General features: G+C 66.6%; 6 protein-coding genes and 1 tRNA gene. 2 read left to right on the forward strand and 5 right to left on the reverse strand.

Going from position 1 to position 12,243, the window contains the following annotated elements; genetic code table 11:
• From hrpA to thrH, 3 genes are all read right to left on the reverse strand, one after another.
• The gene (hrpA, locus tag DFR31_RS02290) at positions 1–3,975 is read right to left on the reverse strand and encodes an ATP-dependent RNA helicase HrpA (RefSeq protein WP_121442134.1); all 3,975 of its coding nucleotides are present in this window, start codon (positions 3,973–3,975) and stop codon (positions 1–3) included.
• 79 nt (positions 3,976–4,054) lie between these two features.
• Positions 4,055–4,633 carry a metallophosphoesterase family protein gene (locus tag DFR31_RS02295; protein ID WP_121441041.1) on the reverse strand — a complete coding sequence of 193 codons (579 nt, stop codon included), beginning with the start codon at positions 4,631–4,633 and terminating at the stop codon, positions 4,055–4,057.
• 4 nt (positions 4,634–4,637) lie between these two features.
• Positions 4,638–5,252, reverse strand: coding sequence for a bifunctional phosphoserine phosphatase/homoserine phosphotransferase ThrH (gene thrH, locus DFR31_RS02300; protein ID WP_121441042.1), 615 nt, complete (start codon positions 5,250–5,252; stop codon positions 4,638–4,640).
• Between the two features lie 288 nt (positions 5,253–5,540).
• Between thrH and DFR31_RS02305 the strand changes: the two genes are divergently transcribed.
• Entirely contained in the window at positions 5,541–6,212 is a 672-nt protein-coding gene (locus DFR31_RS02305) for a Bax inhibitor-1/YccA family protein (protein ID WP_121441043.1), read from the forward strand.
• A gap of 125 nt (positions 6,213–6,337) precedes the next feature.
• Here the strand turns inward: DFR31_RS02305 and DFR31_RS02310 are convergent, their stop codons facing one another.
• Entirely contained in the window at positions 6,338–7,954 is a 1,617-nt protein-coding gene (locus DFR31_RS02310; protein WP_121441044.1) for an SPOR domain-containing protein, read from the reverse strand.
• Positions 7,955–8,090: 136 nt separating this feature from the next.
• A tRNA-Glu gene (locus DFR31_RS02315) sits at positions 8,091–8,166 on the reverse strand.
• Positions 8,167–8,374: 208 nt separating this feature from the next.
• Between DFR31_RS02315 and DFR31_RS02320 the strand changes: the two genes are divergently transcribed.
• Positions 8,375–12,241, forward strand: coding sequence for a DUF3683 domain-containing protein (locus tag DFR31_RS02320; protein ID WP_121442135.1), 3,867 nt, complete (start codon positions 8,375–8,377; stop codon positions 12,239–12,241).
• Positions 12,242–12,243 lie beyond the last annotated feature (2 nt).

Consider the following 12,243-nt stretch of genomic DNA (forward strand, 5'->3'; position numbering starts at 1 on the left):
TCAGGCCACCTCCTTCCAGGCCGCCTTGAGCCGCTTCTCCGAAACCTTCTCCTTCGCCCCCACGTCCTGCGCGAACAGCGACACCCGGTACTCCTCCAGCAGCCAGCGGAAGCGCTCCAGGGCGGGATCCGGCTTGCCCTGCGCCTCGCGACGCTCGCGGCGCTCCCGCCACTTCTCCCACCATGGCCGCACACTGCGCAAGGGCGTCCGGTCCTTACCCGGGTCCTGACGCAGTTTTTCAACCCGCCGCTCCAGGGCGCGCAGGTAGCGGGGCAACTCCGCCAGATACTCCGGTGGTGTCTCCCGCAGGAAACCGGGATATACCAGGCTGTCCAGGTGCTCCTGCAGGTCCTTCAGGCTGTCCATCAGGGCCAACGCGTTGAATTGCTTGAGCGCCTTGCGGACCGCCTGGTAGCGGCCCAGCACCTCGTCCAGCCCGTCCACCAGCCGCTGGGCGTTCTCCACCAGTTGCGGCCGGCCCCGCTCCAGGCGCTCCCGGAATGCCGCCTCGGTACGCGGCAGTGCTTCCCCGAGGAAGGTCCGGTCGATGGCTGCGTGAACCAGCTCCCGCTTGAGGTCCTCGTCCGACCCCAAGCCGCGGTAGGCGAGCCGCAGCCTGTCCAGGCCCGGCAGCCCGCGGCGCAGGTACCGCACCTGCTGCGGCAGCGCCAGCATGAACAGACGGCGGATACCGGCTCGGTTCTGCCGCTCGGCCTCGTCCGGGCTATCCGACAAGGTCAGCCGCACGCTGTCCTCCTGCTCGATCAGGGCAGGATAACCGCGAATGGTGAGGCCATTACGTTCAATCTCAACAGTTTCGGGCAGGTCGCCGAAATCCCACGTCTTTATGCCGTCTCTCGACCACGCCTCCGTGCCACCGCCTGTCTCGGCGAAGCGCTGACTGGCCTCGTCGCCCAGCCCCGCCTGCAGCCTGGCCAGGTCGGACCCGGTGCGCAGGGTCTTGCCTTGTTCGTCCAGCACCCGGTAGTGCATCCGCAGGTGCACCGGCAGTTCCACCGCGTCCAGCGCACCGGGCGGGATGTCCACACCGGTGATGCGCTTCAGGTGGCGGGCCACGGCATCCGTCAAGGAGCCCTCACCGTGGGGGATCGCCTCGAGCACGGCCCGGGCGTAGTCCGGTGCGGGCACGAAGTTACGCCGGACCGCCTTGGGCAGCGCACGGATCAGCGCCACCACCTTCTCCTGCAGCAGCCCCGGGACCAGCCACTCAAAGGGCTCCGGGCGCAGCTGATTGAGCGCTGCCACGGGCACCCGGGCCACCACGCCGTCCAGTTCGCTGCCCGGCTCCAGGTGGTACTCCAGCGGCAACTCCAACCCGCCGGGCAAGCGCAGCCGGTCGGGATAGGCCTCACCGGACACCACGTCGGCATCGTCGCGCATCAGCGCCTCGCGACTCATGTGCAGCCGTTTCGGGTCCTCCCGGGCGATCTTCTTGAGCCAGCGTTCAAAGGCGGCGCCGCTGTAGATCCCTTCCGGTATCCGCTGCTCGTAGAAGCGAAAGCGCGCCTCCTCGTCCACCAGCACATCGCGGCGGCGCGCCTTGGCCTCCAGCCGCTCGATCTCCTCGATCAACCGGCGGTTATGCGCCCAGAACGGGGCGCGGGTGCGGTACTCCCCCTGGACCAGTGCCTCCCGAATGAAGATCTCGCGTGCGGTCGGCGGATCGATGGGCCCGTAGTTCACCCGACGCTGGCTGGCCAGAACCAGACCGTAGAGGGTGACCTTCTCGAAGGCACCCACCTGGGCCGGTTTCTTCTCCCAGTGGGGCTCGGAGTAGCTGCGGCTGATCAGGTGGCTGCCGATACGCTCGATCCAGTCCGGCTTGACCTCGGCCACCGTCCGGGCAAACAGGCGGCTGGTCTCCACGAACTCGGCGGCCACGATCCATTTCGGGTTGCGCTTGAACTGCCCCGACCCGGGGAAGATCATCAGCTTCACGCCGCGGGGGCCCAGGTACTCTTTGTTCTCCTGGTGGTGGGCCACGTTGCTGATCAGCCCGGTGAGCAGCGCCTCGTGGATCGCCTGGTACTGTGCATCCAGGTGCTCGCGCAGCGGGGCATCGTCCAGTGCCTGGAGGGGCCGGGGTTTGTCCGCGCCCGGCTTGCCCCTGGCCCCCTCCAGCCCGGCCACCAGTTCGCGGATCTGGCGGTGAATATCCAGCCACTCCCGCATCCGGTGGGGGCTCAGGAAGTTCTCACGGCACCACTGGCGCAGTTGCCGGTTGCTGAGTTTTCGTTTTTGCCGGTGGTAGGCCTGCCAGAGCAGCAGGAAGGAGAGAAAGTCACTCTTCTCGTGCCGCCATTGGCCGTGGGCGCTGTCCGCCGCCTGCTGGGCGTCCAGCGGCCGGTCCCGGGGGTCCTGCACCGAGAGCGCAGCGGCAATGACCAGCACCTCGTCCAGCACCCCCTGGTCGCGCGCCGCCAGCAGCATGCGGCCCACCGGTGGGTCAAGCGGCAGGCGGGCCAGCTGGCGGCCCAGCGGGGTGAGCTCCCGCCCGCTGTCCACCGCACCCAACTCGTGCAGCAGCTTGAAGCCGTCGTTGACAAACTTGTGCTCGGGCGGTTCCACGAAGGGGAAGCGCTGGATGTCGCCGAGCCCCAGGGCCTTCATCTGCAAGATGACCGCGGCCAGGTTGGTGCGCAGGATCTCCGGGTCGGTGAATTCCGGCCGCCCCGCGAAATCCTCCTCACTGTACAAGCGGATGGCCACACCCGGCGCCTCCCGCCCGCAGCGGCCGGCCCGCTGATTGGCCGACGCCCGGCTGATGGGCTCCACCGGCAGGCGCGAGACTTTGGTCCGGTAGCTGTAGCGGTTGATCCGCGCGTAGCCGGAGTCCACCACGTAGCGTATCCCCGGTACGGTCACGGAGGTCTCCGCCACGTTGGTGGCCAGCACCACCCGGCGCCCGCCCCCCTTGGGGTTGAACACCCGCTGCTGCTCGGCGGCGGAGAGCCGGGCGTAGAGTGGCAGCACCTCGGTATGGGGCGGGTGTTTCTTGCGCAGCGCCTCGGTGCATTCCCGGATCTCCCGCTCGCCGGAGAGGAAGACCAGCACATCCCCCTGCCCCGGCTCCCGGGCCAGCTCCTGCACCGCATCCACCACCGCCCCGGGGAGGTCTTCGTCGCGCTCGTCCTCGTCGTCCACCATGGAGCGGTACCGGACCTCCACCGGATAGGTGCGGCCGCTGACCTCCACGATGGGGGCGTCGTCGAAGTGCTTCGAAAAGCGCTCGGGGTCGATGGTGGCTGAGGTGATGATCAGCTTCAGGTCGGGCCGCCGCGGCAGCAACCGCTTCAGGTAGCCCATGATGAAGTCGATGTTGAGGCTGCGCTCGTGGGCCTCGTCGATGATCAGGGTGTCGTAGGCATCCAGATGGCGGTCACCCTGGATCTCAGCCAACAGCATGCCGTCGGTGAGCAGCTTCAGGTGAGTACGTTCGCTTACCCGATCGGTGAAGCGCACCTTGTAGCCCACGGCGTCGCCCGGTTGCGTGCCCAACTCGTCGCTGATTCGCTGGGCCAGGGTGCGGGCGGCCAGGCGCCGCGGCTGGGTATGGCCGATCCAGCCGTGCACCCCACGCCCCAGCTCCACGCAGATCTTGGGGATCTGGGTGGACTTGCCGGAGCCGGTGGCCCCGCAGATCACCACCACCTGATTGTCGCGGATCACCTCGCGGAGGTCATCCAGGCGCTGGTTGACGGGCAGGTCGGGGTCGTAGGTGGGCGTGGGCAGGCTGACGGCGCGCGCCTCCGCCCGCTGGCAGGCCAGGGCGAGATCGCGCTCGAGCTTCTCCAGCCCTTTGTCGAAGGGCTTGCCGGCGTGGGCCCGGCGCTCCAGGCCGGCGAGGCGCTTGCGCAGCCCGGGCCGCTCCGGACCAAAGGCCTGGTCGATCCGGGGGCGCAGGGCTTTCAGGGGCTCGGGAATACTACGGGTCTGGCGTGCTCTGGCAGTCATGCGGCGCATTGTAAGGCACTACCCGCCACGGTAGGAGCCCGCCGGGGCGGACCCCGTCCGGGGCGGGCCACGGGCGACGTCACACCGCCTTGTACTTGCGCGGCTCCAGCTGCAACGGCTCTACCTTCCAGCCCGCCTCCCCGCATTCCAGGATCAGGCAGGAGGGGCCGGCCTTGGTGCGGATCCGCCCGGCCGCTCCCGGGTTCAACACCCAGGGCGTTTCCGCGTCGTCGATCACCAGTTCGTGGCTGTGGCCGTAGACGATGGCCTGCACATCGGGGTAGTCCCGCCGCAGGTTCCGGTGGCGCGCTTCTGGCCGGCCGGCGCGCTCCCCGTGCACAACAGCCAGCTGCCCGCCGGGCAGGTCCAGCACCACCTCCTCGGGCAAGGTGTCGAGCATGTGAACCTCGTGGGAGGGCCAGGTCTCCGGCACATCGCCGTTGCCCTTCACCGCCACCAGCTCCTCTTTCGGCTGCATGGCGAGGAGCACGGCAGCGCCACCGATATCCCCGGCGTGCACGGCCAGGTCACACTCGGCGATCTCGTCTCCGATACGGGGGTCGAGGAAGCCGTGGGTATCGGCCACGATGGCAACTCGCAGGGTGCGGGCCTGGTCCTCGGTCTTCGGGGCGTCCTGCCCTTGCGACTGCTCGGCCATGGGGTTATCCATCCATACTGGCGAGGGCTTCGTCCACCCGGGCGCGCAGGTCAGTGTAGCCGTGCACCACGGGGAACTGCGGGAATTCATCCACCACGTTCTGCGGCGCCCGGAACAGGATGCCCGCATGGGCCGCGCCCAGCATGGTGGTGTCGTTGTAGGAATCGCCTGCGGCCACCGTGTTGAAGTTGAGCGCACGGAAGGCCTCCACCGCCTTGCGCTTGTGGTCGCGCAGGCGCAGATGGTAGCTGCTGATACGGCCGTCCTGCTCCACGCCCAGCTTGTGGCAGAAGAGCGTCGGCCAGCCCAGCTGCCGCATCAGCGGCCGGGCGAACTCGTAGAAGGTGTCGGAGAGGATGACTACCTGGTACCGCTCGCGCAGCCCGTCCAGAAAGGCCCTGGCGCCCTCCAGAGGCTGCATGCGGTCGATCACCTGTTCGATGTCGGGCAGCCCGAGGTTGTGCTTTTCCAGCACCGCAAGGCGCATCTGCATGAGCTCATCGTAGTCCGGCACGTCGCGGGTGGTCGCGCGCAGTTCATCAATACCGGTGAGGTCGGCGAAATCGATCCAGATTTCGGGCACCAGCACCCCTTCAAGATCCAGGCAGACGATATTCAAGACGGCACCCTCTGTTGGTGTTGCAACGCGGAATCGCCACCCCTGCCGGCGGCGGGGCCCAACTTATTCATTTTGACGGACAGACGCAAGCTTCCCGGAATGGCGGCACTGCGCGCTGCAACGCACCATCCACACGCACGGGGCACGGGCAACGCGCATTGATGTCATTGGCCGTGACCTGGTTTAGACTGTGTCCGGATCGGGTTAACCCCGCGATTGCCACCGTGCGTTGAGCAGGCAACAGGGCTGCCGCGCCGGCAAGTGACGCAACAAGGAGGAAGGACGACGATGACAGACCGTTACCAGGCCCCGGCACCCGCCCGCCCGGCGGAGTCGGTGCTGGCCACCAACAAGGTCATTCGTAACACCTACATGCTGCTGTCCATGACGCTGCTGTTCAGCGCGGCCATGGCCGGCGTCTCCATGGTGCTGCAGGTCCCCCACCCCGGGCTGATCATCACCCTGGTGGGTTACTTCGGCCTGCTGTTCCTGGTGAGCTACCTGCGTAACAGCATCTGGGCGCTGCCCGCGGTGTTCGCGCTCACCGGGTTCATGGGCTTTACCCTGGGGCCGATCGTCAGCGCCTACCTGGCCTTGCCCAATGGCGGTCAGATCGTCATGCAGGCCTTTGGCGGCACGGCGGCCATCTTCCTGTCGCTGTCGGCCTACGCGCTCACCTCGCGCAAGGACTTCAGCTTCATGGGGGGCTTCCTGTTCGCCGGTATCATCGTGGCGTTCCTGGCGGGGCTGGCGGCCATCTTCTTCCAGATGCCCATGCTCTCGCTGGCGGTCAGCGTAATGTTCGTGCTCCTGATGTCCGGTCTGATCCTGTGGGAGACCAGCAACATCATTCACGGTGGCGAGACCAACTACATCATGGCCACCGTGACGCTGTTCGTGGCCATCTATAACCTGTTCATCAGCCTGCTGAACATCCTGGGCGTGATGAACAGCGACTAGAGTGACGCGAACCGGCCTGCCCGCCGCGGCCGGCCGGTAAAAGAAGGGCCCCGTCACCGTTGCCGGTGCGGGGCCTTTTTAATGACCGCGACTTAATGACCGCCACGGACGATCACCGCCACCGCTCAGGGCATGGACTCGGCCACGGATTCGATACTGCGAACCCAGGGCCCGGCTGCCCGGACCGCGTCGGGCAGGTCCTCAATCGCATCCCGGGCGGCATCCCGATCGGCATGGCTTCCCACCAGCACCAGGTACCAGTCATTACCCTGCCGCTGGGTTCGTACAAGGTGGCCCTGCTCGTCCAAGTCATGTTGCCGCATGTACTGCAGCACCGTGTCGGGACTGCCGGCGGCCAGCACCTGAATGGTGTAATGACCGTCCGGCTGCTCGCGCACCCACGTATGCGCCTCATCCAGCCACTGCTGGACAGGACTCTGCTCGGCCGCCTCCGCATCGACGGGCTCATCCGGTTCTAGCTCGGACACCTCCTCCTCGGGGGCGGGGTCCTCAGGCGCCGGCTCGGGTTCGGGCTCGGGCTCAGGCGCGGGCTCCACTTCCGGCTCGGGTGCCGGCTCGGCCTCCACGTCCGGTATCTGCTCAGGTGCCGGTTCCGGTTCCGGCGCCGGCTCCGCTTCCGCTTCGTCGGGCACCGGCACGTCCGGGGCTTCCTCGGAGGGCTCGTCGCGGGTCATACCCATGGGCAGATGGTCCGTGGACTCAGGCTCGTCGGCGTCAGGTTCCGCCTGCGTCAACGCCGGCAGTTCCAGCTGCAGTTCGTCGTCAACGATCTCGGCATCCTCGTCACCAGAGCCGGGGAACAGGTTGACCACCAACAGCCCACCCACAACCACGGCCACACCGCCGGCCAGTGCGTGCCGCGCCCGGCCTGCAGGCAGCAAACCCTTGAGGGCCTGCAGACCCGGTAAGCCGGGCAGGGCCAGGGAGAACCCCTTGCCCCCCCGCGCTGCCTTCTCCTGCAGCACATCGCGGGCCGCCAGGTTGATGAACCCGGGGCGACCACCCGAGCGTTCGTAAATCCGTTCCACGTCCTTGCGGGTCAGCAGGCTGCTCTCACCACCCGCCAGTTGCAACCGGTGCTGCAGGTAACGCTCTGTCTGGTCCAGGTCGAAGGGGTAGAGGGTGATGTTGTAGGTGCGGGAAGCGTCCAGCCGGGTACCCGCCAGGTAGCCCTCCTCGCTCCCTTCCACCCCGGGGTCCACGGCCGCCACCAGGCCGAACGCCTCCCGGGCCTCGGCCATTTCACGCCAGAAATCCAGCAACTGGCCGGAGGTGTCGTCCGCCAGGTCGTGGGCGTCGTCGATCAGCAGTACCGGCCGTTGCCCCCGGCGGTTCATCCCTTGGATGAGGTTGACCAGCTGGGTATGGCGGATGTGATCGCCGTAGTCGGTGCTGGGATCGAGCCGGCCCAGGTACTCCAGCCAGATGTCGCTGAAAAGCAGATCCGGGTCGGCAACGCAGGGCTCGAAGTCGAGCCCGGGCTGGGCCGAGTCCAGCAGTTTGCGCATGAAGGTGGTCTTGCCCAGGCCGGGCTCGCCGCGGATGAGGAGCATCCGCTCGCCGGTTTGCAGCAGGTTGAGGGCGACGTTCACCTGGGTGCGGTAGGCCGCATCCTCGAATATCGCTGGCCCGTGGGGACGGTCCCCGAAGGGTTGTTCCAAAAGGCCTAGCCGGTGGAGGCTGGCCGGAGGCAGGAAGGCCCTGAACTCTTGTTCGCTCATTCCCTGTGAAGCTCCGCACTGTCGCTGGCAGACACAATCTGCAGTCTAACAGAGCAACGCCAACCCGCCTGTCCACACTCCCGGTACAGATGAAAGAAAAGCCCGGCTGCCTGCCGGCAACCGGGCTTTTCAGTGTTGGCGTCCCCTAGGGGATTCGAACCCCTGTCGCCGCCGTGAAAGGGCGGTGTCCTAGGCCTCTAGACGAAGGGGACTAGCAACCTGCCTCTCGACAAGTGGGGCGCATTATCCAGATCCAGACCGGGGCTGTCAACAGTCCCGCCCTACCCTCCATGCCCTTAGAGACAACCGTATCCCTGTGCGACTCATTTCACCCTTTCCTGAGTCCATCACTATGCTTCTAGCCGCTCAGGCCTGTTATCATAAGCAGCCATTTTCGCAGTGATCACGGACCACCACTCCATGACGAGCATGACCCGCATCCGCGAGATCCCCTACAACTACACGTCCCACTCCGATCGCGAGATCGTGATCCGCTTTCTCGGCGAGGATGCCTGGGAGCGATTAAACCGCCTGCGTGGCGAGCGCCGCACCGGTATCAGCGCCCGGATGCTGTTCGAAGTGCTGGGGGATCTCTGGGTGGTGTGTCGCAACCCCTATCTGCAGGATGACCTGCTCAAGCACCGCAAGCGCTTGGACAACCTGGTCCACGCCATGCACCATCGGCTCGACCAGATCGTCCAGCGGGCCGAGGGCAACCAGGAGGCACTCAAACTGGCCGAAGAGGCGCGCGCCGCGGTCAAGCGCTTCGAGGACTGGTTCCCCACCATGCGCCAGCGCCGGGCCGACGCCCTGAAGCGCTTCCGCGGCCTCACACGGCGGGACAACATCTGCTTCGACGGCCTCTCCCGTGTATCCCACGTCACCGACGCCACCGACTGGCGCGTGGAACTGCCCTTCGTGGTCCTCTGCCCCGACACCGAAGAGGAAATGGCGCGGCTGGTGCAGGCCTGCTTCGACCTGGACCTCACCGTTATCCCGCGCGGCGGCGGCACCGGTTACACGGGCGGGGCCATCCCGCTGAGCGAGGACTCGGCGGTGATCAACACCGAGAAGCTGGAAGGCATCAGCGACGTCATTTGGCGTGAGCTGCCGGATCGCGACGGCGACAAGGTGCCCACCGTGCGCACCGAGGCGGGCGTGGTCACCCGCCGGGTGTCCGACCTGGCCGGCAAACACGGCCTGGTCTTCGCCGTGGACCCCACCTCCCAGGACGCCTCCACCATCGGCGGTAACATCGCGATGAACGCCGGCGGCAAGAAGGCCGTGCTCTGGGGCACCACCCTGGACAACCTCGTCTCCTGGCGCATGGTGACGCCGGATGCCACCTGGCTGGAGGTGGAGCGGCTGAACCACAACCTGGGCAAGATCCACGACCAGGAGACGGTGCGCTTCCGGATCACCCGCTACGCCGCCGACAACAAGACCCAGATCGGCGAGCCGGAGGTGCTGGAATTCCCCGGCAGCAAGTTCCGCCACGTGGGGCTGGGCAAGGACGTGACCGACAAGTTCCTCGGTGGCCTGCCTGGCGTGCAGAAGGAGGGCTGCGACGGCCTGATCACCTCCGGGGTGTTCGTGCTGCACCGCATGCCCGAGCACATCCGCACGGTCTGCCTGGAGTTCTACGGCAAGGACCTGCGCGAGGCCGTGCCGGCCATCGTGGAGATCAAGGACGACCTGGACGCGGATGACCAGGTGCTCCTCTCCGGCCTGGAACACCTGGACGAGCGCTACGTCCGGGCGGTCAAATACACCCCGAAGGGCACCCGCCGCGAGCGGCCCAAGATGGTATTGATCGGCGATATCGTCTCCGACGACGAGCAGGCCGTGGCCGATGCCGCCTCGCGCATGATCCGGATCGCCAATGCGCGCAATGCCGAAGGTTACGTGGCCATCAGCCCCGAGGCCCGGCGCACCTTCTGGGCGGACCGCTCGCGCACCGCCGCCATCGCCGCTCACACCAACGCCTTCAAGATCAACGAGGACGTGGTCATTCCGCTGGACAAGCTGGCGGAGTACAGCGAGGGCATCGAGCGGATCAACATCGTCCAGTCCATTCGCAACAAGCTGGCCATGACCGCCGCCACACTGGAGTACCTGGACGGCGACATGCCCGAGCGCAAGCGCCTGCCCGACTACGAGGAGAGCGCCGAAGGGGATTCCATGCTGGCGGGCAAGGTCAAGCTGGCCCGGGAGCACGTGCAGGCCGTGCATGACCGCTGGACCGGCATACTGGAGCACCTGGATGACCCGGTCAGCCAGCACATGGACCTGCTGGACGATGCGGCCCGGGCCGATGCCCGCGGCGATGAGCCGCTGGTCCAGCTGATACTGCGCCACAGCCTGCGCGTGTCCTGGCGCGCCGAGGTGGAGAAACCGGTAAAGGAGATCTTCCACGGCGCCAGCATGGAGCCGGTGGTGGAGCGCATCGACGCCATCCACGACCAGGTGCTCACCAGCCGGCTGTTCGTCGCGCTGCACATGCACGCCGGCGACGGCAACGTGCACACCAACATCCCGGTCAACTCCAACGACTACGAGATGATGAACGAGGCCGAGCGCATCGTGGACCAGGTGATGGATCTGGCCCGCAGCCTCGACGGGGTCATCTCCGGCGAGCACGGCATCGGCCTGACGAAGATGCAGTACCTGGACGAGGAGCAGATCGAGCGCTTCACCGAGTACAAGCAAAGGGTCGACCCGCGACAGCGCTTCAACCGCGGTAAGCTCATGAAGGGCACCAACCTGGAGCGGGCCTACACCCCATCCCTGCGCCTGGTCCAGCAGGAAGCGCTGATCATGGAGCAGAGCGAGCTGGGCGAGCTCAACGACGAGATCAAGGACTGCCTGCGCTGCGGCAAGTGCAAGCCCGTCTGCACCACCCACGTGCCGCGGGCCAACCTGCACTACTCGCCCCGCAACAAGATCCTGGCCACCGGCCTGGTGATCGAGGCCTTCCTGTACGAGGAGCAGACCCGGCGCGGCATTTCGCTGGAACACTTCGCCGAGGCGAACGACATCGCCGACCACTGCACCATCTGCCACCGGTGCGAGAAGCCCTGCCCGGTGAACATCGACTTCGGCGATGTGACCATCAAGATGCGCCACATCCTCAAGAAGCGGGGACAGCGCACCTTCAAGCCCACCAGCATGGCCTCCATGGCATTCCTCAACGCCAAGGACCCGCGCACCATCAACGCCATGCGCGAAGGCATGATCAAGTGGGGCTACGGCGCCCAGCGGATGGCCACCTCGGTGGCGCGCAAGCTGGGCGTGAGCGGAAGGAACAAAAACACGCCGAAGGACCGCCCGGCCAAGACCACCGGCAAGCAGGACATCCCGGCACAGGTGGTGCACTTCATGCGCAAGCCGATGCCGGATGTGCCCCGAAAGCCGGCCCGCGCCCTGCTCGGCGTGGAGGACAGCAAGTACGTGCCGATCATCCGCGACCCGCAAAAGGCGGACGAGAACTCCGATGCGGTGTTCTACTTCCCCGGTTGCGGCTCCGAACGGCTGTTCAGCCAGATCGGCCTGGCTACCCTGGCCATGCTCTACGACGCGGGCGCCCGCACGGTGCTGCCGCCCGGGTACCTCTGCTGTGGCTACCCGCAGACCGCAGGCGGCGACGTGGACAAGGGCAAGGCGATCACCACCGAGAACCGGGTGCTGTTCCACCGGGTAGCCAACACCCTGAACTACATGGATATCAAGACCGTGGTGGTCTCCTGCGGCACCTGCATGGATCAGCTGCTGAAATACGAGTTCGAGCAGATCTTCCCCGGTTGCCGCCTGTTGGACATCCACGAGTACCTGATGGAGAAGGACTACAAGCTGGAGGGCGTGGACGGGGTGCAGTACATGTACCACTCCCCCTGCCACGAGCCGATGAAGGCCTACGACAGCACCAAGGTGGCCAGCACCCTGATGGGCAAGGACGTCCCGCTGAACGACCGCTGCTGCGGCGAGGCCGGCACCTTCGCCATCGACCGGCCGGACATCGCCACCCAGGTCCGCTTCCGCAAGGAGGAGGAAATCGTCGGCGGCACCCGCGAGCTGACCGGCAGCGATGCCAAGCCGGAAAAGGACAAGGTCAAGATGCTGACCTCCTGCCCGGCCTGCCTGCAGGGGTTGTCCCGCTACCGCGACGACACCAACGTGGACGCGGACTACATCGTCATTGAGCTGGCCAAGCACCTGCTGGGCGAGGGCTGGCAGAAGGACTTCATCGACCGGGCGAACTCCGGCGGGGTCGAGAAGGTATTGCTGTAACG

It is taken from the genome of Alkalispirillum mobile (assembly GCF_003664325.1).
Classification (GTDB): Bacteria; Pseudomonadota; Gammaproteobacteria; order Nitrococcales; family Halorhodospiraceae; genus Alkalilimnicola; species Alkalilimnicola mobilis.

Excerpts from the sequence above, each read along its gene's own strand:
- hrpA (WP_121442134.1), bottom strand. The coding sequence starts at position 3,975 with ATGACTGCCAGAGCACGCCAGACCCGTAGTATTCCCGAGCCCCTGAAA.
- DFR31_RS02295 (WP_121441041.1), bottom strand. The coding sequence starts at position 4,633 with ATGGCCGAGCAGTCGCAAGGGCAGGACGCCCCGAAGACCGAGGACCAG.
- DFR31_RS02305 (WP_121441043.1), top strand. The coding sequence starts at position 5,541 with ATGACAGACCGTTACCAGGCCCCGGCACCCGCCCGCCCGGCGGAGTCG.
- DFR31_RS02310 (WP_121441044.1), bottom strand. The coding sequence starts at position 7,954 with ATGAGCGAACAAGAGTTCAGGGCCTTCCTGCCTCCGGCCAGCCTCCAC.
- DFR31_RS02320 (WP_121442135.1), top strand. The coding sequence starts at position 8,375 with ATGACGAGCATGACCCGCATCCGCGAGATCCCCTACAACTACACGTCC.